Genomic DNA, 24,013 nt, shown 5'->3' with positions numbered 1-24,013 from the left:
CGGTTTGCCCATACTGGATGCTTCTCGTAGCCAACAACAAGAGGGGAGCGCATGACGCTGTATACCGAATCCATCGAAGCCTGCGTGGACCATATCCTGGACACCGTACCCGGAGACATTGTGCTCGGCATCCCGCTGGGCGTAGGCAAGCCCAACCCATTGGTCAACGCCCTGTACCGGCGCATCAGGGGCAACCCCTCGCGTCGGCTGCGCATCGTCACCGCCTTGTCGCTGGAGCGCCCCGTGGGCCACAGCGAACTGGAAAAGAACTTCCTCGAACCGCTGGTGGAGCGGGTGTTCGAGGACTACCCCGACCTGGACTACGTGAAGGACTCGCGTGCGGGCAAGCTGCCCGCCAACATCGAGGTGCGCGAATTCTTCATGAAGACCGGTGACTACCTGGGCAACGAAACCGCCCAGATGCACTACATCTCCACCAACTACACCTTTGTCGCCCGCGACATGGTGGTGCAGGGCATGAACGTGATCGCCCAGGCCGTGGCCTCCAAGGAAGACACCGAGGGCCTGCGCCTGAGCCTGTCCAGCAACCCCGACGTGAGCCACGAGGTGGTCGACATCCTGCGTGCCAGCGGCAAGCCCATCATGGCCATCGGCGTCATCAACCACAAGATGCCCTTCATGCCCAATGGGGCCGAAGTCAGCCCCGAGTTCTTCGACGTGGTGGTCACCGACCCGGCCGGCACCCACGCGGTGTTTGCGCCACCCAATGGCAAGGTCACGGTGGCCGACTACGCCATCGGCCTGCATGCGTCCAGCCTGGTGGTGGACGGGGGCACGCTGCAGATCGGCATCGGTTCGCTGGGCGACGCCATTGGCCAGGCACTGATCGTGCGCGACCGGCACAACGCCGAGTACCGCCGCATCCTGGACGACATCTGCGTCGACGGCGCTGCGGACCGCGACCTGGGCCGCTTCGAGCAGGGCCTGTATGGCTGCTCGGAAATGTTCGTCAACGCCTTCCTCAAGCTCATCGAAGCCGGCATCGTGCGCCGCGAGGTGTACGACGACGCCGTGCTGCAGCAGCTCGTCAACGAAGGCAAGGCAGCCGGGCACGCTGTGACCCCGGAACTGGTCAAGGGCCTGGTCGATGCCGGGCGCCTGAGCTCGCCCCTGTCGGCGGCGGATGTCGCGTTCCTCAAGCGTTTCGGCATCCTGCGCGCCGAGGTGGAACTGCGCGGCGAGCATCTGGTGGCGGGAGACCAGCGCTGCAGCGCGCAACTGCTCGACGACGATGCCTTGGCCTATGTCTGCCAAAACTTCCTCGGCAGCCGCCTGATGGGTGGGTTCATCATGACCGGCGGCTTTTTCCTGGGGCCGCGCGACTTCTACGAGCGCCTGCGCTCCATGCCTGAGCACGAGCTGGCCAAGATCGACATGACGCGCATCAGCTTCATCAACCAGCTCTATGGTGACGACGCCCTCAAGCGCGCCCAGCGCACCAAGGCCCGCTTCATCAACACCACCATGATCGTCACCCTGCTGGGCGCGGCGGCCAGCGATGCGCTGGAAAACGGCCAGGTGGTCAGCGGTGTGGGCGGCCAGTACAACTTTGTTGCCATGTCGCACGCCCTGCCCGATGCTCGCCTGCTGATGATGCTGCGCGCCACCCACGACAACAAGGACGGGCTCAAGAGCAGCATCGTCTGGAACTACGGCCACGTGACCATTCCGCGCCATCTGCGTGACATCGTCATCACCGAGTACGGCGTGGCCGACTTGCGCGGCCAGTCCGACAGCGAGGTGGTCAAGCGCCTGATCCAGGTGGCCGACTCGCGTTTCCAGGCCGAACTCATCAAGCAGGCCAAGGCTCACGGCAAGTTGGAGGCCGACTACGAACTGCCCGCGCGCTACCGCAACAACACGCCCCAGGCCCTGGCCGACAAGCTGCACCCCTGGATGCAGGCCAAGCTGCTGCCCGACTTCCCCTTCGGCACTGACCTGACCGAAGACGAGATCCACATGGTCAAGGCCATGAAGAAGATGAAGCACGCCACCCACCACCCCACCGAGCTGCTGTCCATGGTGCTCAAGAGCCTGTGGGAGGGCAAGGAAGCGCCACCGGCGTACCTGGAACGGCTGGGGTTGGCGGAGGCGCGGGGGTTCAAGGAAGTGTTCATGCGGCGCTTGTTTGCGAACAACCTATAAGCCGCACATCCGTTCGCCCTGAGCTTGTCGAAGGGCTTTTCAGTCGCTTTTTATGCTACAGGCCGGGTCTCGCCCCGGCGGGCGACATCCTTTTCTTGCTCGCCAAGAAAAGGATGCAAAAGAAGGCGACCCCGCTGTCTGCGTCCCCGGTGCGCCGAGCGCACCGGGGCAACCTGCGGTGCTCGCAGCCGCTGGGGGGCGCGCAAACTCGCCTTCGGCTCAAACAGCGCGCGCCCCTTCACCCAGCGCCCGCTGCGCTCCTCGGCGCAGCCAGAGGGGAGTGGGAAAGTCACGCGCCATCGCTTCGCTCGGCGCGATTGGTGTTGATAGGTTGTAACGAGTTCAGCTTTGCCGGATAGCGGACTTTGGGCCGGCTCGTCCCGTTTGAGTCGCGTTGGATCGATTGCCGCAATGCGGCGTCTACGGGGCCAATCGGGTCTGCCAGAATATCGAGCATCAACCTGTTTTTTGAGCGCTTGTTGCTGCTCTGGACATTACGTTAGGCCACGCAATTCATGATCGACATTGCCGAGCTCCACACTGCAATCATGGCTCGCCTTCAAGCGCAATATCTGCCACTGCTGGAAATTCGCATGCTCGGTGAGAGTGGTTTGCAATTTCGCGTTGATGGCTCGAAGTGCTTAAGCAACATTGGTGTTTGGCCAAACGGCTGCTGCGACGTTGAGTACCTATTTGCCGAGGCAGAAACTGGCAATTTCCTGCATTTCGAATTCGGCTCTGTACTGGAGGCAGTTGAGCCGGTCGTCCGCGAGATCCGTGCGGCGTTGGAAAGGGCGCAATGAAGGCCGCAGCATTGCCTGACCAGTCGCTCAAACCGGCTCGCGACGGCAAGCCGCCGCTCGCGGCACAGCTTCAATGTTAAACGGTTGCTCCAAGTCCAATGTCGGCGACAGTAGCTATCAACGTTATAGCTGTCTATGCAATAAATTCGTTGGCTACAGCCTTATATGACCTCAAGTCGCGCCGAGCGAAGCGATGGCGCGTGGGGCTGTTCTGGCCGTCATGCGGAGTCGAGTAGCGCAGGGTGGGGCGGAAGAAGAGGCGCGCGCTGTTTGAGCCCAACGGGCGAGTTTGCGCGCCTCCCGCCCCAGCCGAGCAACGCAGTGAGCCCGAAGGGCCGACGCATCCGGTTCGCCTTTCTTTGCTTCCTTTCTTTGGCGAAGCAAAGAAAGGAAGGCGCCTGCCGGGGCGCAACCCGGCCTGCAGCGCTAGCAAAAGCGCAAAAAAGTCAGTGACTGCGCAGCCGCAACACCGTGAGCTGCAGCAAGCGCGCATCCGCACTCGCCCGGTGCCGCGTAATGGCACATTCCGCACAGACCTGGTCCTTGACGCTGTGCCAGCGCCCGGCTTCGTCTTCGCTGAGCAGGCGCCGCAGATTCTCCAGCTTGAAGCGGGGTTGCAGCTCTGCGGCGTCGAACAGCAGGCCGATCCAGCTGTAGTCGTTGGCCCAGCCGTCCGAGTACACGGTCATGCCGGCCAGGCGTTCGTTCAGGGCCTTGGCCACCTCTAGCGCCGGGCGGCCGTGGGTGTGCAGCAGTTCGCGCTGGATGCCATGCACCTGCTCGGCCTGGGGGTCCCAGTGGGTCCAGTCGGATTCGGGGCGCACCAGGGTGCAGAAGGCCTGGCCGTCGGGCAGCGCCAGGCCGACTTCGATGGGGTAGCTCTTGCGTCCCAGGCCGGAAGCCTCGATGTCGAGTACGGCCGGGGCGGAGGTCATTGCAGGCCACCCAGTACGGTGCGCTCGCCGCCGGTGGCGCGGGCGATCCATTCGCTGGCCTCGTCGGCGCTCAGGGGTTTGGCAAAGTGGTAGCCCTGCAGGGTGTCGCACCCGGCGTTGGCAGCAGCGCGGGCATGCGCGTCGGTCTCCACCCCTTCGGCCACCACGTTCATGTGCAGGGCCTCGGCCAGTTCGCAGATGGCCCGCACCACGGCCACCGACTCGGGCTCGGGCAGCGGGTCGATCAGGCCACGGTCGATCTTGACCGTGCCCAGGCGCAGGTTGCGCAGCATGTTGAGCGACGAATAGCCGGTGCCGAAGTCGTCCATGGCGACTTCCACACCCATGGCCCGCAGCTGCTGCACCTGGGTCACGGTCTGCTCCAGGTTCTGCACCGCCGAGCTTTCGGTGATTTCGAGCGAGATCCAGCCTGGTTGAATCCCGGTCTCTTCCATCAGCTTGTGCACCCAGTGGGCAAAGTCGGGGTCGAGCATCTGCAGTGGCGAGACGTTGATGGCGACCGGTACGCAGTCGCCGTAATGGGCGTGCCATTGCGCCACCGTTTCGCAGGCAGAGCGCATGAGCATGGCGCCCAGGGTGCCGATCAGGCCGGTACGTTCGGCGGCGGCGATGAATTCGGTGGGCGGCACCGGCCCGACGTTGCGCCGGTTCCAGCGCGCCAGGGCTTCGAAGCCCACCAGGGCTCCGGTGTGGGCATCGACCTTGGGCTGGTACACAAGCCGGAATTCCTGGCCGTCAATGCCCTTGCGCAGCGCCTGTTCATGGTCGAGCAGGTTGCTCGAACCCCGCTCGAACTCCTTCTTGGCCAGCATGTGCGAGGTGCCTGGTGTGCGTTTGGCCACATGCAGCGCAGCATTGGCCGCGCGCAGCAGCGACTCGGCGTCGCGTGCGCTTTGGGGGTACAGCGCAATGCCCATCGAGGCATCGAGGAAGAACTTGCCGTTGCGGGCCCGCAGCGGCTTGCCCAGCATGCGCCGCACCAGGGTGGCGATCTCCACCGCCGTTTCGCCTGCACAGCCCAGCGGCGACAGGATGGCGAACTCGTCTTCCCCCAGTCGCATGACGGCATAGTCTTCGGGCAGGGTTTCGCGCAGCCCCACACCCATGCTGATCAGGATCTCGTCGGCGATGGAGTGGCCGTGGGCTTCATTGAACAGCTTGAAGCGGTCCAGGTCGAGCAGCACCAGCACGAAGGGCAGCTCGCCCTCGGTGCCCTGGCAGCGCTCGCGCAGCTTTTCCAGCATGGCGGCGCGGTTGGGCAGGCCGGTCAGTTCATCGCGCAGGGCCTGGGCAGCCAGGGCCAGGTCGGCTTCGTGGCGCGCGGTTTCGTCGGTGACCAGCACCTGCAGCGCGGGTTCGCCGCCCCAGTCGGTACGGAAGTACTGCACCCGCAGCCACATGGGGGTGCCATCCATGCGCCGGCGCATGACTTCGTAGGTCACCTCACGCTCGGTGCCGTCAATCACCCGCTTCTGCAGCTGCAGCACGCGCTTGCGCTCGGCCAGGGGAATGGTTTCCATCACCAGCGGGCCAGTGGTTTCGTCCAGCTGCTTGAGGCCATAGATGGCCAGGAACTGCGGGTTGGCGTAGCGCACCACGCGGTTGTGCACCACGGCAATGCCCTGCAGCGAGCGCTCGGTCAGGCGCCAGAACTGGTCCTGCACGGCGTGCGACGTGCCCTGGGTGCGCCGCAGGGCGGCATACAGCAGCACCAGGCCGAGCGTCACGCGCAGCACCGCACCCAGCGTGGCCAGCAGTTCAGCTCCGTCGTCGCCCATGAACACGTAGATGAACTGGATCAGACCCAGCGCCACCAGCAGCGGGCCCACCAGGCGCTCGGGGCTGCGTGGGCCGTCACCGGCCTTGCGCAACCAGTAGGCACACAGCAGGCCGATGAAGGTGTTGATGCTGGCCACACTGGTCTGTCCCAGCGGCAGGCCGCCGATGGCGATGGCCAAGGCATCGGTGCCGGCGAACACCAGCCAGATCACCCACAGGCCACGCCGGGTCAGCGAGTGGCCGGCCAAGTGGGCAGCGCCGCCGATCAGCAAGGTGGTGTAGGTGCCCGCTGCCAGCGGCAGCAGGCAGACCCCGGCCCAATGCAGGGCACCGGTGCTGGCGCGGGAGACGCCATAGGCCACGGGAATGAGCAGCTGGATCAGGTTGGCCCAGCCCAGGTACAGCGTGAACAGCTGGCTGCGGTCACGTCGCCACAACAGGATCAGCGCCGCCCCCATGATCAGGCTCACCGTGGCGTTGATGAATAACGGATAGTGCATGGTGTCAGGGCGGTGCTGACCGCATTGTGCGCCAGCAAGGCGACAATCGGGGCTTTGAAACTTACGGAATTTCCCCTATGGCCAGCAGTCTCTTGGCACTTTTGGACGATATTGCCACCATCCTGGACGATGTAGCCGTGCTCAGCAAGGTGGCGGCCCAGAAGACCACCGGGGTGCTGGGCGACGATCTCGCGCTCAACGCCCAGCAGGTCACCGGCGTGGCGGCCGAGCGCGAACTGCCGGTGGTCTGGGCGGTGTGCAAGGGCTCCTTCATCAACAAGGCGATCCTGGTACCGGCAGCCCTGCTCATCAGTGTGCTGGCACCCTGGCTGGTGACGCCCCTGCTGATGGTGGGCGGTGCCTTCCTGTGTTTCGAAGGTTTCGAGAAGCTGGCCCACAAGTTCCTGCACAGTGCCCAGGAAGATTCTGCCCATGAGGCCGAGCTGATGCAGGCCCTGGCCGACCCGGCCGTGGACCTGCTGGCGCTGGAGCAGGAAAAGGTGCAAGGCGCGGTGCGCACCGATTTCATCCTGTCGGCCGAAATCATCGCCATCACGCTGGGCACCGTGCAGAGCCAGCCCTGGACCACGCAATTGGCCGTGCTCAGCGCCATCGCGGTGCTGATGACGGCGGGGGTCTACGGCCTGGTGGCGGGCATCGTCAAGCTCGACGACCTGGGCCTGTACCTGAGCCGGCGCGCCAGCGCCGTGGCGCAGGCTGTGGGTGCGGGCATCCTGCGTGCCGCCCCCTGGCTCATGAAGGCGCTGTCCGTGCTGGGTACTGCGGCCATGTTCCTGGTGGGCGGTGGCATTCTGGTGCACGGTTTGCCCTTCCTGCCGCATTGGCAAGGGCTGGCGGGCCTGCTGCTGGACGGCGCTATTGGCGTCGCCGCGGGCGCCCTGGTGCTGGCCGGTGTGCAGGCGGTCAGCGCGGTTCGCCGAAAATTTGCATCGAATTGACCTGGAGCCCCGGTGAATACAGCGCAGGTAGCTAGAAAAAACATAGCAACTGGCTTGGCCTTCGCGGTGCTGGGGGCGGTGGCCTTCAGTGGCAAGGCGATCATCATCAAGCTGGCTTACCGTCATGGCGTGGATGCCATCACCCTGCTGATGCTGCGCATGGCCTTTGCGCTGCCGTTTTTCCTGGCGATCGTCTGGTGGTCGTCGCGCCGCGCCACCGTGGCGCTGACGCGCAAGGACTGGCTCGGTGTGCTGTGGCTGGGGTTCACGGGCTACTACCTGGCCTCGTTCCTGGACTTTGCCGGGCTGCAGTACATCAGCGCCAGCCTGGAGCGGCTGGTGCTGTACCTCAACCCGACCATCGTGCTGCTGCTCGGGCGCGTGGTGTTTGGCAAGGCGCTGAGCCTGCGCCAGGCCGTGGGCATGGCCATCAGCTACGCCGGCGTGCTGCTGGTGTTCGGCCATGAAGCCGGTCTGCAGGGCAGCAACGCACTGTTGGGGGCCGCTCTGGTGCTGGGCAGTGCGCTGAGCTATGCGCTGTACCTTTCCTACAGTGGCGAGCTGGTGCAGCGGCTGGGTTCGCTGCGCCTGGTGGGGCTGGCCACCAGCGTGGCCTGCGTGCTGTGCATTGGCCAGTACCTGGTGCTGCGGCCCGTGGCCCAGGTGGCCGAGGTGGCGAGCCCGGTGCTGTGGCTGTCGCTGCTCAATGCCACGGCCTGCACCGTGGTGCCGGTGCTGCTGGTCATGATGGCGATCGAACGCATCGGCTCCGGGCTGGCGGCGCAGGTGGGCATGGTCGGCCCCATGAGCACGCTGATCATGGGCGTGCTGGTCCTGGGCGAACCGTTCACGGCCTGGATCGTGGCTGGTACGGTGCTGGTGCTGGCGGGGGTCTGGGTCTGCAGCCGTACCCGGTAGCTGCGCTGGCCCCTAGGCGGGGTTCTGGAACAGCACCGTCACGTGCACCGAGTGCCCGTCTTCGCTGACCTGCACATGGGGTGAGCCGCTGCGGGCCAGGCGCAGCATGCGTGCGTTGCTGGGCAGGATGTCGGCTTCGAAGCCACGCAGGCCACGCTTCTTCGCATGCGCCACCATGCAGGCCTGCAGGGCCGAGCCCAGGCCACTGCCCTGCCATTCCGGGTGCACCATGTAGGCGGTGTCCGCGAGATTGCTGGTGGGATTGATGAAGTAGCACGACTGCGCCACGATCTGCTCGGCTTCCCGCTCTCCCGTGGTGGCCACGAAGGCGACTTCGCTTTCGTAGTTGACGTTGCACAGGCGTTCCACCTCGGCGTCGGACAGGCCACGGATGCTGCGGAAGAAGCGTGTGTAGACATCTTCCTCGCTCAGGTGGTGGAACAGTTCGCGGATGCCCAGGGCGTCGCTGGACTTGGCCGGGCGCAGCATGACGGTGCGGCCGTCCTTGAGCGTGACGGTCTGTTCGTCTTCCACGGGATAGTCGCGCAGGTTGTGCAGGGTCTGGTTCGCTCCGATGTAGCCCAGCACCTGGGCCTGCGCAAAAAGCTCCGGACGGAACTTGGGGTGGGCCAGTTCGATCAGCGCGGTGGCACGCTGGCGGATCGACTTGCCGAACAGGTAGGCAATGCCGTATTCGGTAACGACGTAGTGCACATCGGTGCGCGCCAGCGTGGCGGCCTCGCCCGCCAGCAGCGCAGGCCGGATGCGCGAGGTCTGGCCGTCCGGGGTGGTCGAGGTCATGCAGATGATGGGCTTGCCGCCACGCGACAGCGCGGCGCCGCGGAAGAAGTCGCCCTGGCTGCCCAGGCCGGTGTAGAACTCACCTTCGAACTGGTCCACGCACACCTGGCCCGTGAGGTCGATGGCGAAGGCCTGGGCGATGGAGACCATCTTGTGCTGGGCCGCAATGGTGGCAGGGTCGCACACCACGTCGATGGGCTGGAAACTGAACAGCGGGTTGTGGTCCACCAGGTCATAGAGCTCGCGGGTACCGACGGCCATGCTGGTGACGATCTTGAACGGCTGCGTGGTCTTGCGCGCGCCGGTCAGGCAACCGTTCTGGAGCAGGGGGATGATGGCGTCGGAAATCACGTCGGAGTGGATGCCCAGGTCCTTGCGGTCGGTGAGGTGCTGCAAGGCCTCGTGTCCCAATTGCCCCATCCCCACCTGGAGGGTGGATCCGTCTTCGATGATGCCGGCGATATAGCGGCCGATGCGCTGCACCGCCTCTTCGGACGACGGAGGCGGCGCAAATTCGGTGATCGGCCGATCGACCGGGACCAGCTTGTGGATGCGGCTGATGTGCAGGGTTGATTCACCCAGGGTGCGCGGCATGGCGGGGTTGACCTCGGCGATGACCAGGCGTGCCTGCGCCACCGCGGTCTGCATGACATCGACCGAGATGCCCAGACTGACGTAGCCAAAGGCATCGGGCAGGGACACCTGGATCAGCGCCACATCGACCGGGATGCGGCCCAGCGCCATCATTTCCGGTACCCGGCTGATGGGCATGGGCACGTACTCCACCAGGCCTTGCTTCATGGCCTGGCGCATGTCGGTGCCGATGAAGAAGCTGCGGTGCCGGAAGCGGGTGCTGCTGCGGCCCTGGGCGTCGTGCGCGAAGGTCTGGATGGTGAAGAAATGCACCAGTTCCAGGTCTGCCGGCGTGCTGGGCAAGGACTCCAGTGCCTGTACCAGCCCCACCGGCGCCGCACAGCCGGTGCCGACAAAGACGTGGTCACCGTTGTGCAGTTCCGCCAGCGCCTGCTCGGCGCTGCAGACCTTGTCCTTGTAGGCGTCCAGCGGTTTGGTCTTGCGGCTGTAGAAGGAGAGCATGGGTGTTCACGGGTGGTGCGGCAACCGTGCCATCATCCGTGAACACCGGGGCGCTGCCAAGGGTGGCAGCAGCATTTTTTTAGGCGGTGGCCCCTTCGATCACGCCACGGCGCAGCTGGTCGCGCTCCATGGACTCGAACAGCGCCTTGAAATTGCCCTCGCCAAAGCCCTCGTCGCCCTTGCGCTGGATGAATTCGAAGAACACCGGCCCCAGCAGGGTCTGCGAAAAGATCTGCAGCAGCAGGCGCTTGGAGCCGCCTTCGGTGGTGCCGTCGAGCAGGATGCCGCGCGTCTGCAGGTCGCTCACCTTCTCGCCGTGGCCGGGCAGGCGTTCGTTCAGCATCTCGTAATAGGTGGCACTGGGCGCGGTCATCAGCGGCACACCGGCAGCGCGCAGCTTGTCCAGGGAGTCCAGCAGGTTGTCGGTGAGCAGGGCGATGTGCTGGATGCCTTCGCCGTTGTACTGCATCAGGAACTCCTCGATCTGGCCGCCGCTGCCCTTGGCTTCCTCGTTCAGCGGGATGCGGATCTTGCCGTCGGGTGCGGTCATGGCGCGCGAGGTCAGGCCGGTGTACTCGCCCTTGATGTCGAAGTAGCGGATCTCGCGGAAGTTGAAGATGCGCTCGTAAAAGCTGCCCCAGAAGGCCATGCGGCCCCGGTAGACGTTGTGCGTGAGGTGGTCGATGAGCTTGAAGCCGTGGCCCACGGGGTGGCGGTCCACGCCCTCGATGAACTCGAAGTCGATGTCGTAGATGCTCTTGCCATCTTCGAAACGGTCGATCAGGTACAGCGGTGCGCCGCCGATGCCCTTGATGGCGGGCAGGCGCAGTTCCATCACGTCGGTCGGGATCTCGATCGGTTGCGCACCCAGGTCGAGCGCGCGGTGGTAGGCCTTGTGCGAGTCCTTCACGCGAAAGGCCATGCTGCAGGCGCCGGGGCCATGCTCGGCGGCAAAGTAGGCTGCGTGGCTCTTGGGCTCGCGGTTGACGATGAAGTTGATGTCGCCCTGGCGGTACAGGTCCACATCCTTGGAGCGGTGCTTGGCCACCAGGGTGAAGCCCAGTTGCTCCATCAGCGGCTCCAGCACACCGGGCGTGGGTGATGCGAATTCGACGAATTCGAAGCCCATCAGTCCCATCGGGTTGTCAAACAAATCAGCCATGGTGGTCTCCTAGCAAAGTTCAGGCAAAGTCGGGTTGGTTGTCGGGGGCGGCGGCGATGAAGGCAGGCAAGGTCCTGCAATGGGCATCGATGCGCACGATGGTCGGAAAGCGTTCCAGCGGTGTCTGGAAGCGCCGTGCATTGGCCACCTGGGGAATGAGGCAGCAGTCGGCCAGTGTGGGCGCGTCGCCGAAGCAGAAGGCACCTGCGGTCTGTGCCAACTGGGCTTCCAGTGCCTCGAAACCCAGCGTGATCCAGTGGCGGTACCAGGTGGCCCGCGTGGCTTCGTCGTGCCCCAGCGTGTGTTCCAGGTACTGCAGCACCCGCAGGTTGTTCAGGGGGTGGATGTCGCAGGCAATGGCCTGCACCACGGCACGCACCTGGGCGCGGCTGGCGCGCTCAAGGGGGAGCAACGCCGGGCTCGGGTAGGCTTCTTCCAGGTACTCCATGATGGCCACGGACTGGCCCAAGGCCAGGCTCTCATCCACCAGCGCGGGCACCAGTTGGGCCGGGTTGATGGCGCGGTAGGCCTCGCCATGCTGCTCGCCGCCGTCGCGCAGCAGGTGCACGGGCACGGTGTCGAAGTCCAGACCCTTGAGGTGCAGCGCGATGCGCACGCGGTACGACGCCGAACTGCGGAAATAGCTGTAGAGCTGGCGCATGTCAGGCTCCCACGCTGGCGCGGGCCGGCAGCACGGTGCCGCTGACTTCGCCGAAGCCGATGCGGGCGGCACCTTCTTTCGCGCAGTGGGCCCGGAACACCACGGTATCGTGGTCTTCGAGGAAGGTACGCGTCTCGCCATTGGCCAGCGTGAGGGGCTGCTTGCCACCCACGGTGAGCTCGATGAGCGCACCGGCTTCCTCGGGGTTGGGCCCGCTCTGGGTGCCCGAGCCCAGCAGGTCACCCGGCTGCAGGTTGCAGCCGTTCACCGTGTGGTGCGCCACCATCTGCGACACGCTCCAGTAGGCGTGGTGGAAATTGGAGCGCGAAATGCGCTGGGCGGGCTGCCCCTGCGCACGCATGACGGCGGTCTGCAGCAGCACCTCGAGCTCGATGTCCAGCGCGCCTTCCCGGCGCAGCGTGGTGCTGTCCAGGTAGGGTAGGGGCTGGGGGTGGTCGGCCGGGCGGACCCAGGCACGGCGGTAAGGGGCCAGCGCTTCGAGCGTGACCACCCAGGGCGAGACCGTGCTGGCGAAATTCTTGGACAGGAAGGGGCCCAGGGGCTGGTATTCCCAGCCCTGCAGGTCGCGTGCCGACCAGTCGTTGAACAGGCACAGGCCGAACACATGGTCCTCGGCGGCATCCAGCGCAATCGGTTCGCCCAGGGGGTTGCCGTTGCCGATGAATACACCGAGTTCGAGTTCGTAGTCCAGGCGCTTGCTCGGGCCGAACACCGGCGAACTGGCACCGGGCGGCAGGGTCTGGCCGAGGGGGCGGTGGAAGGCCTGGCCGCTGACGCCGATGCTGGAGCTGCGACCGTGGTAGCCGATGGGCACCCACTGGTAGTTGGGCAGCAAGGGGTTGTCCGGGCGGAACAGCTTGCCGACGTTGGTGGCGTGGTGGATGGAGGTGTAGAAGTCGGTGTAGTCGCCAATCTGCGCTGGCACCGCGTATACCGCCTGGTCTTGGGGCTGCAGGCAGGCTTGCAGTACGGCCTGTTCCGCCGCACCTGTGCGCAGCAGGCGCGACAGGGCCAGGCGCAGGGCGGACCAGTGCGAGCTTCCCAGTGCCATCAGGGCATTGAGTGTGTGGCTGTCGCAGGCCTGGGCAGCCTTCAGGGCTGGGGCCGGCTGGTGCACGAACACACCGCTGCGCAAGGCCGCGCCCAGGTCGAGAATCTGGTCGCCGATGGCCACGCCGACACGAAAACCCTCCGGAGCACCCGCGCGGCGGAACACGCCAAAAGCCAGGTTCTGCACAGGGAAGTCGGTGTCCGGCGCATTGGCCGAGGCCACCCAGCTTTGCAGTGTCGGGTCGTGGGTCTCGTTCAGAACAACGCTCATGCGCAAACCTCCGTGCTACGCAGTGCAGTGCGCGCTTGCTTGGGGACGGTCCTGCACGCGCTCACTTTGGGAACCCCTGGCCGTTGTGCATCCAGGCGGCGTGCTTGGGGGCCTTCTTGGTGCGGTCCCACTCGGCGAGCATGTCGCGCTTGACGCGGTCCAGTTCGGCGTACATGGCGGGGGTGGCGGTGTTGCAGGCCAGCTCCAGTCGATGGCCGCTGGGGTCGAAGAAATAGATCGACTTGAACAGGGTGTGGTCGGTCACGCCCACTACCTCGATGCCAGCCGCTTCCAGGCTGGCCTTGGCTGCCAGCAACTCGTCCATGCTGGCCACTTCGAGCGCCAGATGCTGGGTCCAGGTGGGGGTGTTCTCGTCGCGGCCCATGGGGGCGCAGGTGGGCAGTTCGAAGAAGGCCAGCACATTGCCCTGGCCAGCGTCGAGAAACACGTGCATGTAGGGGTCAGCTGCGCCGGTGGAGGGCACGGCGTCTTCAGCGATGGCCAGGATGAAGCGCATGCCGAGGTGCTTCTCGTACCACTCCACGGTTTCCTTGGCGTTCTTGCAGCGGTAGGCGACGTGGTGAATCTTCTGGATTTTCATGGTGGGTTCCATTCACGGGAATGGGCGCCATTACAGGGCCAATTCATCTATCATGCAAACTGATTTTTATGATGAATTTATAGGAATATGTGATGAATGTGACCTTGCGCCAATTGCGGGCCTTCTGTGCACTGGTCGATACCGGCAGCTTTACGGAAGCTGCGCACAGCCTGTTCATCACCCAGTCGGCGCTGAGCGGGTTGATCCGGGAACTGGAGGCTGCGCTGGGGGTTCAGGTGGTGCACCGCAGTACCCGCAGGGTCAGCCTGTCCGACGCGGGTCGGGAGTTCCATCCGCTGGCGCGCAAGGTGCTGCAGGACCTCGACGGTGCGCTGGACACGATGGCCGACATCAAGGCCCTCAAGCGCGGTGTGGTGCGACTGGCCGCGCCGCAGCTGCTGGCGTGCACGGTCCTGCCCGAAGCGATGGCCGCATTCGCGCAGCAGTGTCCGGACATCGAGGTCCGCCTGCAGGACACCATGGTCGAAAGCGTGGTGGCCAAGGTGCAGAGCGGCGAGGTGGACTTCGGCGTGGGGCCGGAGCGCGACTATGCGCCGGAGCTGCAGACCGTACCGCTGTTCGAGTTGCCGTTTGTGGTCGCGTTTGCGCCCGGACACCCCTTGCAACGCTTGCGCAAGGTGCGTTGGAATGACGTGCTGGGCCACCCGCTGATTGCCTTGCAGGGCGAGTTCACGCAGCGGCTGCGTGGCGATCTGCAACCGTATCTGCGTGATGCCAATGTGGCAGCAGTGCGGGAAGTGGGTTTCATGACCACGGCATTTGCAATGGTCCAATGCGGGCTGGGGGTGACCACCTGCCTGCCCTACGCCGCCCCGCTGATCCGTTTGCATGGGTTGCAGTCGCGGCCCCTGTACGACCCGGTGGTGCGGCGCAAGTTCTTTGTGCTGCACCGCAAGGACCGCAGCTTGTCTCCGGCCGCCTTGCGCTTTTCCGAGTTCCTGCTGGCCTATGTGCAGGCGCAGGAGTGGGCGGTGTAGTGGGCCTGCTACCTGCGGGAACTGAAGGCAATGCCGGCCACGATGAGCACGAAGGCCACGCCGTGGTACAGGTGTGGTGCCTCGCCCAGGAAGGCCGAAGACAGCAGGGCCGTGAACAGGGGCGTGAGGTTGATGAAAAAGCCCGCAATGGCCGGGCCTGCGCGCGCCACGCCGGCGCCCCAGGTGGCATAGGCCGTCACGGCCGGCCCCAGGGCAATGAAAGCCAGGGCAGCGCATACGGCCGGACTCCAGTCGATGTGGGCAGGCGTCCAGGTCCATTCCGCTGCGCTGAAGGCCGATGACCACACCAGCCCGAAGGCGATCTGACCCAGCAGGAACGGGGCCCAGTGGGATCGCACCGGGGCGGTGGCCGCAGGCGGGTGTGCAATGAGCCAGCTGTAGTAGGCCCAGGCCATGGATGCCAGCAGGATGTAGATGTCGCCCGCCACCAGACGCAGGGAGCGCAGGGTGTCCCACTCGCCGCGCGACAGCACCAGTGCGACACCGGCCATGGACAGCGCGGCTCCCAGCAGCTGGCGCGGGGTGATCTCGGTGGCGTAGAAAATGCGCCCGATCAGCAGCATCCAGATGGGTGTGCTGGCGCCCACCAGGGTGACGTTGATCGGGGTCGAGGTGTTCAGCGCCAGGTACAGCAAGGCGTTGTAGCCACCGATGGAAAACAGGCTGATCCAGGCGAACCAGCGCCACTGGGTCCACAGCGGGCTGCCGCTGCGCAGGATACCGCCGGCCATGGGCAGCAGCACCAGTCCGGCCAAGGTCCAGCGCAGCAGGTTGAGCGTCATGGGGGACACCAGCGGCGCCATCATGCGCCCGACCACCGCGTTGCCAGCCCACAGCATGGGGGGAATGATGAGGAGCCCCGCCGCCGCCGGGGTGAGTCGCTTGTCCATGGTCGCTACTGTACAGGGCGGCGCGGGTGCCCCAGTCACTGCGCAGGAAATGGATTGCATGGCAATATGCCGGCCATCGCCGTATCAACCTTGAGGAAACACGCCATGTCTGCCATTTCGTCCCGCGCCGTACGCATCCACCAGCACGGTGGCCCCGAACAACTGGTTGTCGACCAGGTCCATGTGGGCGAACCTGGCCCAGGCGAAATTCGCATCCGCCACCACGCTGTGGGGCTGAACTACATCGATGTCTACCACCGCACCGGCCTGTACCCGATGCCGATGCCGGCCCAGTTGGGCATGGAGGGAGCGGGTGTCGTGGAAGCTGTCGGCGACGGGGTGACGCATCTGCAGGTGGGGGATCGTGCGGCCTATGCCAGCAACCCGGCAGGTGCCTACTGCGATGTGCGGGTGATGCCAGCCAAATGCGTGTGCAAGCTGCCCGACGCCATCAGCTTCGAGACCGGTGCGGCCATGATGCTCAAGGGGCTGACCGCCCAGTACCTGCTCAAGCGCACCCTGCCGGTGGGCGGTTTGCAGGCCGGAGACTTCGTGCTGTTCCATGCCGCTGCGGGGGGCGTGGGCTTGATTGCCTGCCAGTGGGCCAAGGCCCTGGGCCTGCGCCTGATCGCAACCGCCGGCTCCGAAGCGAAATGCCAGCTGGCCCTTGCCAATGGTGCGGAGCATGCTATCAATTACACAGCAGAAGACTTTGCTGTGCGGGTCAAGGACATCACCGGCGGCAAGGGGGTCAAGGTGGTCTACGACTCGGTCGGCAAGGACACCTGGGACAAGTCACTGGATTGCCTGAGTCCTTTCGGCCTGATGGCCAGCTTCGGCAACGCATCGGGCCCGGTGGCGCCGTTCGCCCCCGGCATCCTGGGCCCCAAGGGCTCGCTGTACGTGACACGCCAGACCCTGTTTACCCACATCGCCACCCGCGAGACCACGCAGAGCATGGCCGACGAGCTTTTTGCCGTGGTGGCCAGTGGTGCGGTCAAGATCCACATCGCCCAACGCTATGCGCTGGAAGACGTGCAGCAGGCCCACCGCGACCTGGAAGCCCGCAAGACCACAGGCTCGACCATCCTGACGCTTTGAAGCGCAGTTCTTCACGAAATCCCTGAACACCCATAGGGGTAAAATCCCGGTACAGGGCCGCAAGGCCCGCGATGCTTGCCGCCTCATGCTGGTGGTACAGCGCCTGACCTTGACGGATGCCCCCATGAAACCATTCACTGCCAGCCATGCCGTGCTGTGCGCCGCGCTGGCCTGTGTGCCCTGCGTCGACGCATGGGCACAAACTTCCGCTCCCACCGAGCAGGCCACCAAGGCCAGCTTTGACCGCGCGCTCAATGCCAAGGAAAACTGGTATTTTTCCTGGGGCTGGAGCCGCCAGCAGTACGCCCCGTCGGACATCCATGTGTCGCAGCCCGAGCTGGGCCGTGACTTCACGGTGCACCAGGCATCGGCGACCGATTTTCCGACCAGCTTCGAGGACACGATCAAGTCGACGCTGTCGCTCGAACTGACCAATCCGCAGGAGAACATCCGCATCGGCAAGTTCCTCAACGAGGACAAGACTTTCGCGATCGAACTCAACATCGACCACAGCAAGTACAACACCGACCTGAACCAGACGGTGGAGATCACCGGCACGGCACCCCAGACCGGGCAAGTCACCCTCAACTCGCAGAACTTCTACTATGCGCTGCATAACGGCCTGAACCACATCATGCTCAATGCCGTGTGGTTCAAGCACCTGCGCGGGCCGGTGCAGCAACCCGGCGACCTGCAGTTGGTTAGCCGGTTGGGGGCTGGCATCTTGTTGCCCCATGCCGAGAACACGATTTTTGGTCAGGAAAACCAGGTGGGTCCCAAGAACCAGAACATCTGCTGTGGGAAAGGCGACTGGTGGCAGATCAATGGCTGGACCGCCGGCGTGGAAGTGGGACTGCGCTACACCGTCTACAAATCGATCTACCTGGAGCTGACCCAGAAGATCGCTTATGGTGAATTGCGCAACGTTCCCGTCTACAAGGGCACGGCCGACCAGAAGATCTGGATGTCCGAACAGGTCCTGTCGACCGGCTTCCTGTTCTAGGATTCGCCGCCGGGCCGCCCCCAAGCGAGTCCTCTTGGGGGACAGCGGCTCGTAAAGCGGCGCAGCGTGCCCGCTACCCTAGCTCCGGCGTACCCGCATCAGCTCGTCCAGGATCAGGCAGGCCGCACCCAGGGTGATGGCGCTGTCGGCCAGGTTGAAGGCCGGGAAGTGCCATCCGGCCCAGTGGAAGTCCAGGAAGTCCACCACGTAGCCGTAGACCAGGCGGTCGATTACATTGCCCACGGCACCGCTCAGGATGCAGGCCAGCGCAAAGCAGAACAGCTTCTGGCCGCGGTGGGAGCGGATCATCCAGATGATCACGCCCGCCGCAATGATGCCGATGGCCGTGAAGAGCCAGCGCTGCCAGCCGCCAGCCGAGGCCAGGAAACTGAAGGCCGCGCCGGTGTTGTGCACCCGCACCACGTTGAAGAAACTGGTCACATAGGTGCTGTCACCCAGGTGGTAGTAGCCCACGATCAGGATCTTGGTGAACTGGTCGGCCAACAGCAGGATGAAGGCCAGACCCAGCCACTGCAGCATGTTGCTGCTGCCACCTGCGGATTTGCTGCCGCGGGCCATCAGGCAAACAGCCTTTTTTCACCGGCACCATCGAGGTTGCTGACGCAGCGCCCGCACAGGGTTGTGTGCGCAGCGTGGTGCCCGATGTCGTCGGTGTAGTGCCAGCAGCGTTCGCACTTGGTGCCGTTGGTGGCGCTGACCCGGATGGAAACTGCGTCACCCGCTACCAATTCGATAGCGGATGTGATGAACACGAACTTCGCGTCGGCCCCCAGGCTGGCCAGGGCGGCGTAGTCGTCGGCCGGCAGCGTGACGGATACCTCGGCCTGCAACGATGCCCCCACCTTGCCATCGGAGCGAAGGGTCTCGATTTCCTTGTTCACGGCTTCGCGCACGGCACGGATGCGGGCCCACTTGGCCAGCAGCGCCTCGTCGGCGGCGGGCAGTGTCAGGTACTGGTCGAAGAAGATCGAGTCGCGGTGGGCGGCGGGCGTCTTGCCCTCGGCCCCCAGCACGCTCCAGGCCTCTTCGGCGGTGAAGCTCAGGAACGGTGCCATCCAGCGCAGCATGGCCTGGGTGATAGTCCACAGTGCGGTTTGCGCCGATCGGCGTGCCAGGGAGTTGGCGCCGGTGGTGTAGAGGCGGTCCTTGAGCACGTCCAGGTAGAAGGCGCCCAGGTCCTCGCTGCAATACACCTGCAGTTTGTGCACCACAGGGTGGAACTCGTAGACCTGGTAGTGGGCCAGGATGTCGGCCTGCAGCTGCGACAGGCGCGACAGCGCGTAGCGGTCGATCTCCAGCAACTGGTCTGCCGGCACAGCGTCCTTGGCCGGGTCAAAGTCAGAGACATTGGCCAGCAGGAACTTGAGCGTATTGCGCACGCGGCGGTAGGTGTCCACCACGCGCGCCAGGATCTTGTCGTCGATGTTGAGGTCGCCCGAATAGTCGGTAGCCGCCACCCACAGGCGCACGATCTCGGCGCCCATCTTGGTGGTCACGCTCTGCGGCTCCACCGTGTTGCCCAGGCTCTTGCTCATCTTGCGGCCCTGGCCGTCGGTGGCAAAGCCGTGGGTCAGCAGGCCGCGGTAGGGCGCACGGTCGTACAGGGCGCAGCCCAAGAGCAACGAACTGTGGAACCAGCCGCGGTGCTGGTCGTGGCCTTCAAGGTAGAGATCTGCCTCGGGGCCTTCCGCGTGGTACGGCAGCACGCTGTAGGCGTCCTTGTGGCTGCCGCGCAGCACGTGCTGGAATGTGCTTCCGGAGTCGAACCACACCTCCAGGATGTCGGTGCTCTTGGTGTAGTGCTCAGCATCCGCCGCACCCAGGATGTCGGCTACCGTCACGCGGCTCCAGGCCTCGATGCCACCCTTTTCCACAATGTCGGCGGCCTGGTCCAGGATCTCCATGGTGCGCGGGTGCAGTTCGCCCGAATCCTTGTGCAGGAAGAAGGGCACGGGCACGCCCCAGCTGCGTTGGCGCGAGATGCACCAGTCGGGCCGGTTGGCGATCATGTCGCGCAGGCGGGCGCGGCCGTTCTCGGGGTAGAAGTGGGTCTGGTCGATGGCGTCCAGTGCCAGTTGGCGCAGGGTCTTGGGGGCCTTGTCCTTGGTGAAGACGCCCACGCCTTCGTCCATGCGCACGAACCACTGGGCGGCGGCGCGGTAGATCACTGGCGTCTTGTGGCGCCAGCAGTGCGGGTAGCTGTGGACGATGGGCTGCGTGGCCATCAGGCGCTCGTGGGTTCGGAGCGTGTCGATGATGACCGGGCAAGCCTTCCAGATGTTCATGCCACCGAACAAGGGCAGTTCGTCGGTATAGCTGCCGTTACCCTGTACCGGGTTCAGGATGTCGGTGTACTTCATGCCGTGGGCGACACAGCTGTTGAAGTCATCGAGGCCGTAGGCAGGTGACGAGTGCACGATGCCGGTGCCGTCGCTGTCGCTCACGTAGTCGGCCAGGTACAGCGGCGAGAGACGCTTGTAGCTGAAGGCATTGCTGCCGCTCTCCACGTCGTACAAGGGGTGGCGGAACACCAGGCCGCGCAGGGATTCGCCCTTGGCCGTGGCGATCACCGTGCCTTCGAGCTGGAAACGCTCCAGGCACTTTTCGACCAGGCTGGCGCCCAGCAGCAGCACGCCGCGCGGCGTGTCGACCAGGGCGTACTCCAGCTCGGGGTGGGCATTGAGGGCCTGGTTGGCGGGGATGGTCCAGGCGGTGGTGGTCCAGATCACCACGAAGGCCTTCTTGTTGCCATCGCCGGGCAGCGCCGACAAGCCGAAGGCCTGGGCCAGCGCGGCGGGATCGTTGGCCTCGAAGGCCACGTCCAAGGTGTCGCTCTTCTTGTCGGCGTATTCGATCTCGAACTCGGCCAAGGATGAGCCGCAGTCGAAACACCAGTACACGGGCTTCAAGCCACGGTAGACGAAGCCGCGTTCGATCACGCGCTTGAAGGCGCGGATCTGGCCGGCCTCGTTGGCCGGGTTCATGGTCTTGTAGGGGCGTTCCCAGTCGCCCAGCACACCCAGGCGCTTGAAGTCCTCGCGCTGCTGGTCGATCTGCTCGGTAGCGTAGGCGCGACTCTTGGCTTGCATGTCGTCACGGCTCAGGTTGCGGCCATGCAGCTTTTCGATGGCGTTTTCGATCGGCAGGCCGTGGCAGTCCCAGCCGGGGATGTACTGCGCGTCAAAGCCAGCGAGCTGCTTGCTCTTGACGATCATGTCCTTCAGGACTTTGTTCAGTGCGTGGCCGATGTGCAGCTTGCCGTTGGCGTAGGGCGGGCCGTCGTGCAGCACAAAGAGGGGTTGGCCGGCGCGGGCCTTGCGCAGCTTGGCGTACAGCCCATTGTCATTCCAGTCCTTGACCCAGGCGGGCTCGCGCTTGGGCAGGTCGCCGCGCATGGGAAACACGGTGTCGGGCATGTTGAGCGTGTCGCGGTACACGCTGGCTTCGGCCTTGGGGCTGGGGGTCTTTGCGTCGGTCATGGCTTCTCTCAAATTCTGGGGCGCTGGCATGCTGAAAGCGCTGCGCCGGGAAAACAAGCCCATCCACGGTGGATCGGCGTTCACTGTCAGGGGGCGGACGCGCGGGGCCAGGTACGCGGTGGGAGGCTTGCGGGGCTCCCGGCCCTGTCAAATTCGCTTGGAGAACCAGGCACGCGCCGCGTCGCAGTCTTGGCGTATGCCTTGGGTCAAGGCGTCCAGACCGTCGTATTTGAGCTCGTCGTGCAGTTTGTGTAGCAGTTCCACACGGATGATTTTACCGTAGGCACCTTCCGCCCCGAGTGCGTCGGGCCAGTCCAGGCAGTGGGTTTCCAGCAATACACGCCCGCCGTTCACGTCATTGGGGTCCAGCGATGGACGTACACCCAGGTTGGCCACCCCCTGAATGGGCTTGTGTGACAACCCGTGCACCAGCACCACGAAGATGCCGCTCGCGGCCGGTTTCCAATGGGCAAAACGCAGGTTCAGGGTCTTGAACCCGAGGGTACGGCCGAGCTTGCGGCCATGGACCACGTGCCCGGAGATGTAGTAGGGGCGCCCCAGCAGGCGGGCGGCGTCCTGCATGCGGCCCTGGCCCAGGGCATCACGTACCGCCGAGCTGGAAACGCGCAGGCCGTGCACCTCATAAGAGTTCATGCGTGCCACGTCAAAGCCCTGGGCTTCCCCGGCGGCGTCGAGCAGGGCATAGTCGCCGGCGCGTTGCTTGCCAAAGCGGAAATCGTCGCCCACCAGCACGTACTTCGCGCCCAGGCCATCAAGCAGCACCTGCTGGATGAATTCCTGGGGCGACTGGTTGGCCAACCGGGCATCGAAGGGCAGCACCACCGCCTGATCGACGCCGCACTGGGCCAGGTCTTCGAGCTTGTCGCGCAGGGTTCCTACGCGGGCCGGGGCCAGCTCGGGCTTCTTGTGCAGCTCGGCAAAGTAGTCGCGCGGGTGCGGTTCGAAGGTCAGCACACAGCTGGGCACGCCACGCTGATGCGCTTCGCCCTTGAGCAGCGAGAGCATGGCCTGGTGACCGCGGTGCACACCGTCGAAATTGCCAATGGTGACGGCGCAGGCGGGGGCCACACCCGGGTGTTTGAAACCGCGAAAAACTTTCATGTGCCTGTTATCGTTTTGATAGCGCCTTGCGCAGGGGTTGCGGGGGCGTGAAACCTATTTGTCATGCAAACAGGGTATATTGTGACGCAGCGGCGAGCGCTCCCACCAATGGTTGCAGGCTCTGCATCGGTGGCAAGGTGTGCGCCGCAGGGATTTCTGGGCATATTTCTGAATCTTCCGGGGCGCAGTGGCATCCGCCATGGCCATCCCGGCATTGCATGAGGGGTAGCTGCGTGAAAGTCTTGAAGTTGTCGGCCCAAGGCCTGCCACAGTCGTGGATCTCGCTGGAGCAGGCGGTCATCCACTACGCGTCGGACGAGGTGCGCTGGGAGTCGGGTGGCGAGATTGCGGTGTTCCATGGCGGACACAACGCCATCACCGGGCGGCAGTCGATCATCCGCGTCAACAGCATCATCGGCACCCGTGGCGTGCCGCGCATCAACCCCTTCAACCTGCGTCCCGGCCTCACCAACGAGAAGCTCTTTGCCCGCGATCGCAACATCTGCGCCTACTGTGGCGAGCACTTCCACGAGAGCGACCTGACCCGGGAGCACATCATCCCCTTTGCGCAGCACGGCCAGGACACCTGGATGAACGTGGTCACGGCCTGCAAGCCGTGCAACCATCGCAAGAGCCACCGCACGCCCGAGCAGGCACACATGCCGTTGCTGTATGCACCCTATGTGCCCAGCCTGTGGGAAGACTTCATCCTGCGCAACCGCCGCATCTTGGCCGACCAGATGGAGTTCCTGCGCGCCCACGTTCCGCGCACGTCGCGTCTGCTGGGTTGACCGCCTGCGCGGCGCTCAGCGTCCGCCCACGTAGCGCTGCACGACCTTCTGGATCTCTCCACTGGTGCGCAGCTTGTCGACTGCGGCTTGCAGCTTCTTGACGGTCTCGGGCGGGGTATTGAGGTTCAGTGCGTAGTAGTACGCGCCTTCGTCGGTGAGCTTGTAGGCCTGGCGCATGAAGTTGGGCGCAAAGTCATTGGTCTTGAGGTTCCACAACATGCCGATTTCGGTGTCGACCATGCCATCGATCACACCCAGGCGCAACAGGCGGATGACATCGGCATTGGTCGGCTGGCGCGACAGTCCCGATTCGGGCAAACCCGCGGCCAGCAGATCGGTTTCGGAAGCTTCTCCGCGCACGATGCCGATGGTCAGCTTGCTGATGTCTGAGGGGGCCTTGGTGACAATGGCCGGGTCGTTGCGTACGTATACCCAGGTGGTGCGTGGCAGCAGCGGGCCGACCCAGACAAACTCCTGTTCGCGCGAGGGTTTGCGTGCGGTGGTGTAGATGAGCGTGCCGGGTTCGGTGGTGGCAATCTTGTAGCTTCGGGCCCATGGCAGCATCTCCGTGCTGCATGTCAGTTTTGCCTGCTTGCACGCCGTAAGGAAAACATCGGTGGCTATGCCGGTGACCTTTCCACCCTCTTCGAAGTTGTACGGTGCCCAGTCACCGGTATAGGCGCGCAGGTCAACCGCCTGGGCAGCCAGCGACAGCGTTGCGGCCGCGGCAGCCAAGGCCCAGCGTGGCCGAAAGAGGCGGTGGATCATGCTCGGAGCGCCTTTCTACCGGATTGCATACAGTGGTTGTACCGCACACTGTAGCACTGGGACGGAAAAAAAACAG

20 protein-coding genes are annotated in these 24,013 nt (G+C 64.7%); 8 read left to right on the top strand and 12 right to left on the bottom strand.

The features are described 5' to 3' along the window. The first annotated feature begins 51 nt into the window (after positions 1-51). Positions 52-2,166, top strand: a complete 2,115-nt coding sequence (locus RQP54_RS15995; RefSeq protein ID WP_315679414.1) for an acetyl-CoA hydrolase/transferase C-terminal domain-containing protein — start codon at positions 52-54, stop codon at positions 2,164-2,166. A gap of 515 nt (positions 2,167-2,681) precedes the next feature. Continuing rightward, on the top strand, positions 2,682-2,969 hold the full coding sequence (locus RQP54_RS15990; protein ID WP_315679413.1) for a hypothetical protein: 288 nt from the start codon (positions 2,682-2,684) through the stop codon (positions 2,967-2,969). 446 nt (positions 2,970-3,415) lie between these two features. Here RQP54_RS15990 and RQP54_RS15985 read toward each other — a convergent pair whose 3' ends face one another. Together RQP54_RS15985 and RQP54_RS15980 are read right to left on the bottom strand one after the other, a co-directional pair. Beyond that, a complete protein-coding gene (locus RQP54_RS15985) occupies positions 3,416-3,904 on the bottom strand; it encodes a hypothetical protein (RefSeq protein WP_315679412.1) in 489 nt (162 codons plus the stop codon). Beyond that, the gene (locus tag RQP54_RS15980) at positions 3,901-6,204 is read right to left on the bottom strand and encodes a bifunctional diguanylate cyclase/phosphodiesterase (RefSeq protein WP_315679411.1); all 2,304 of its coding nucleotides are present in this window, start codon (positions 6,202-6,204) and stop codon (positions 3,901-3,903) included. Before RQP54_RS15980 ends, RQP54_RS15985 begins: the two co-directional genes overlap by 4 nt. Before the next feature lie 77 nt (positions 6,205-6,281). Here RQP54_RS15980 and RQP54_RS15975 point away from each other — a divergent pair, with 77 nt between their 5' ends. Further along, positions 6,282-7,163 (top strand): DUF808 domain-containing protein, encoded by an 882-nt coding sequence (locus RQP54_RS15975; protein ID WP_315679410.1) that lies wholly within the window; start codon positions 6,282-6,284, stop codon positions 7,161-7,163. A gap of 54 nt (positions 7,164-7,217) precedes the next feature. Then, a complete protein-coding gene (locus RQP54_RS15970; protein ID WP_315679409.1) occupies positions 7,218-8,081 on the top strand; it encodes a DMT family transporter in 864 nt (287 codons plus the stop codon). A 12-nt stretch (positions 8,082-8,093) separates the two neighbouring features. On the opposite strand, the gene RQP54_RS15965 is transcribed toward RQP54_RS15970, so the two are convergent. The 5 genes from RQP54_RS15965 to RQP54_RS15945 form a co-directional block, all read right to left on the bottom strand. After that, positions 8,094-9,977 (bottom strand): GNAT family N-acetyltransferase, encoded by a 1,884-nt coding sequence (locus RQP54_RS15965; RefSeq protein WP_315679408.1) that lies wholly within the window; start codon positions 9,975-9,977, stop codon positions 8,094-8,096. 79 nt (positions 9,978-10,056) lie between these two features. Further along, positions 10,057-11,139, bottom strand: coding sequence for a 4-hydroxyphenylpyruvate dioxygenase (gene hppD / locus RQP54_RS15960; protein ID WP_315679407.1), 1,083 nt, complete (start codon positions 11,137-11,139; stop codon positions 10,057-10,059). 19 nt (positions 11,140-11,158) lie between these two features. After that, positions 11,159-11,800, bottom strand: a complete 642-nt coding sequence (gene maiA / locus RQP54_RS15955) for a maleylacetoacetate isomerase (RefSeq protein ID WP_315679406.1) — start codon at positions 11,798-11,800, stop codon at positions 11,159-11,161. Between the two features lies 1 nt (position 11,801). Next, positions 11,802-13,142: a fumarylacetoacetase gene (gene fahA, locus RQP54_RS15950; RefSeq protein ID WP_315679405.1), complete on the bottom strand. Its 1,341-nt coding sequence runs from the start codon at positions 13,140-13,142 to the stop codon at positions 11,802-11,804. 61 nt (positions 13,143-13,203) lie between these two features. Further along, positions 13,204-13,743 carry a VOC family protein gene (locus tag RQP54_RS15945; RefSeq protein WP_315679404.1) on the bottom strand — a complete coding sequence of 180 codons (540 nt, stop codon included), beginning with the start codon at positions 13,741-13,743 and terminating at the stop codon, positions 13,204-13,206. 92 nt (positions 13,744-13,835) lie between these two features. Between RQP54_RS15945 and RQP54_RS15940 the strand changes: the two genes are divergently transcribed. Continuing rightward, positions 13,836-14,741 carry a LysR family transcriptional regulator gene (locus tag RQP54_RS15940; protein WP_315679403.1) on the top strand — a complete coding sequence of 302 codons (906 nt, stop codon included), beginning with the start codon at positions 13,836-13,838 and terminating at the stop codon, positions 14,739-14,741. A gap of 8 nt (positions 14,742-14,749) precedes the next feature. Here the strand turns inward: RQP54_RS15940 and RQP54_RS15935 are convergent, their stop codons facing one another. After that, the gene (locus RQP54_RS15935) at positions 14,750-15,652 is read right to left on the bottom strand and encodes a DMT family transporter (protein WP_315679402.1); all 903 of its coding nucleotides are present in this window, start codon (positions 15,650-15,652) and stop codon (positions 14,750-14,752) included. A gap of 105 nt (positions 15,653-15,757) precedes the next feature. Here RQP54_RS15935 and RQP54_RS15930 point away from each other — a divergent pair, with 105 nt between their 5' ends. Both RQP54_RS15930 and RQP54_RS15925 read left to right on the top strand, forming a co-directional pair. Beyond that, positions 15,758-16,753, top strand: coding sequence for a quinone oxidoreductase (locus RQP54_RS15930; protein WP_315679401.1), 996 nt, complete (start codon positions 15,758-15,760; stop codon positions 16,751-16,753). Positions 16,754-16,877: 124 nt separating this feature from the next. After that, on the top strand, positions 16,878-17,756 hold the full coding sequence (locus tag RQP54_RS15925; RefSeq protein ID WP_315679400.1) for a hypothetical protein: 879 nt from the start codon (positions 16,878-16,880) through the stop codon (positions 17,754-17,756). 78 nt (positions 17,757-17,834) lie between these two features. Here RQP54_RS15925 and lspA read toward each other — a convergent pair whose 3' ends face one another. From lspA to RQP54_RS15910, 3 genes are all read right to left on the bottom strand, one after another. Then, positions 17,835-18,335: a signal peptidase II gene (gene lspA, locus RQP54_RS15920; RefSeq protein WP_315679399.1), complete on the bottom strand. Its 501-nt coding sequence runs from the start codon at positions 18,333-18,335 to the stop codon at positions 17,835-17,837. Continuing rightward, positions 18,335-21,256 carry an isoleucine--tRNA ligase gene (gene ileS, locus RQP54_RS15915; protein WP_315679397.1) on the bottom strand — a complete coding sequence of 974 codons (2,922 nt, stop codon included), beginning with the start codon at positions 21,254-21,256 and terminating at the stop codon, positions 18,335-18,337. The genes lspA and ileS overlap by 1 nt, the downstream gene beginning before the upstream one ends. A 147-nt stretch (positions 21,257-21,403) precedes the next feature. Beyond that, a complete protein-coding gene (locus RQP54_RS15910; protein ID WP_315679396.1) occupies positions 21,404-22,378 on the bottom strand; it encodes a bifunctional riboflavin kinase/FAD synthetase in 975 nt (324 codons plus the stop codon). Positions 22,379-22,611: 233 nt separating this feature from the next. Here RQP54_RS15910 and RQP54_RS15905 point away from each other — a divergent pair, with 233 nt between their 5' ends. Continuing rightward, a complete protein-coding gene (locus tag RQP54_RS15905) occupies positions 22,612-23,169 on the top strand; it encodes an HNH endonuclease (protein ID WP_315679394.1) in 558 nt (185 codons plus the stop codon). A gap of 15 nt (positions 23,170-23,184) precedes the next feature. Here the strand turns inward: RQP54_RS15905 and RQP54_RS15900 are convergent, their stop codons facing one another. Further along, positions 23,185-23,937, bottom strand: a complete 753-nt coding sequence (locus RQP54_RS15900; protein WP_315679393.1) for an ABC transporter substrate-binding protein — start codon at positions 23,935-23,937, stop codon at positions 23,185-23,187. Between the last annotated feature and the right edge of the window lie 76 nt (positions 23,938-24,013).

Origin of the sequence: Curvibacter sp. APW13, from assembly GCF_032337135.1 — a bacterium.
In the GTDB taxonomy this organism is placed as follows: Bacteria; Pseudomonadota; Gammaproteobacteria; order Burkholderiales; family Burkholderiaceae_C; genus Allorhodoferax.
Note: the sequence above shows the minus strand (reverse complement) of the source record. Positions and strands in the feature narration are given on the sequence as shown.

What these genes read in the sequence shown, in the direction of transcription:
- RQP54_RS15995 (WP_315679414.1), top strand. Translation starts at nt 52, where the DNA reads ATGACGCTGTATACCGAATCCATCGAAGCCTGCGTGGACCATATCCTG.
- RQP54_RS15990 (WP_315679413.1), top strand. Translation starts at nt 2,682, where the DNA reads ATGATCGACATTGCCGAGCTCCACACTGCAATCATGGCTCGCCTTCAA.
- RQP54_RS15985 (WP_315679412.1), bottom strand. Translation starts at nt 3,904, where the DNA reads ATGACCTCCGCCCCGGCCGTACTCGACATCGAGGCTTCCGGCCTGGGA.
- RQP54_RS15980 (WP_315679411.1), bottom strand. Translation starts at nt 6,204, where the DNA reads ATGCACTATCCGTTATTCATCAACGCCACGGTGAGCCTGATCATGGGG.
- RQP54_RS15975 (WP_315679410.1), top strand. Translation starts at nt 6,282, where the DNA reads ATGGCCAGCAGTCTCTTGGCACTTTTGGACGATATTGCCACCATCCTG.
- RQP54_RS15965 (WP_315679408.1), bottom strand. Translation starts at nt 9,977, where the DNA reads ATGCTCTCCTTCTACAGCCGCAAGACCAAACCGCTGGACGCCTACAAG.
- hppD (WP_315679407.1), bottom strand. Translation starts at nt 11,139, where the DNA reads ATGGCTGATTTGTTTGACAACCCGATGGGACTGATGGGCTTCGAATTC.
- maiA (WP_315679406.1), bottom strand. Translation starts at nt 11,800, where the DNA reads ATGCGCCAGCTCTACAGCTATTTCCGCAGTTCGGCGTCGTACCGCGTG.
- fahA (WP_315679405.1), bottom strand. Translation starts at nt 13,142, where the DNA reads ATGAGCGTTGTTCTGAACGAGACCCACGACCCGACACTGCAAAGCTGG.
- RQP54_RS15945 (WP_315679404.1), bottom strand. Translation starts at nt 13,743, where the DNA reads ATGAAAATCCAGAAGATTCACCACGTCGCCTACCGCTGCAAGAACGCC.
- RQP54_RS15940 (WP_315679403.1), top strand. Translation starts at nt 13,836, where the DNA reads ATGAATGTGACCTTGCGCCAATTGCGGGCCTTCTGTGCACTGGTCGAT.
- RQP54_RS15935 (WP_315679402.1), bottom strand. Translation starts at nt 15,652, where the DNA reads ATGGACAAGCGACTCACCCCGGCGGCGGCGGGGCTCCTCATCATTCCC.
- RQP54_RS15930 (WP_315679401.1), top strand. Translation starts at nt 15,758, where the DNA reads ATGTCTGCCATTTCGTCCCGCGCCGTACGCATCCACCAGCACGGTGGC.
- RQP54_RS15925 (WP_315679400.1), top strand. Translation starts at nt 16,878, where the DNA reads ATGAAACCATTCACTGCCAGCCATGCCGTGCTGTGCGCCGCGCTGGCC.
- lspA (WP_315679399.1), bottom strand. Translation starts at nt 18,335, where the DNA reads ATGGCCCGCGGCAGCAAATCCGCAGGTGGCAGCAGCAACATGCTGCAG.
- ileS (WP_315679397.1), bottom strand. Translation starts at nt 21,256, where the DNA reads ATGACCGACGCAAAGACCCCCAGCCCCAAGGCCGAAGCCAGCGTGTAC.
- RQP54_RS15910 (WP_315679396.1), bottom strand. Translation starts at nt 22,378, where the DNA reads ATGAAAGTTTTTCGCGGTTTCAAACACCCGGGTGTGGCCCCCGCCTGC.
- RQP54_RS15900 (WP_315679393.1), bottom strand. Translation starts at nt 23,937, where the DNA reads ATGATCCACCGCCTCTTTCGGCCACGCTGGGCCTTGGCTGCCGCGGCC.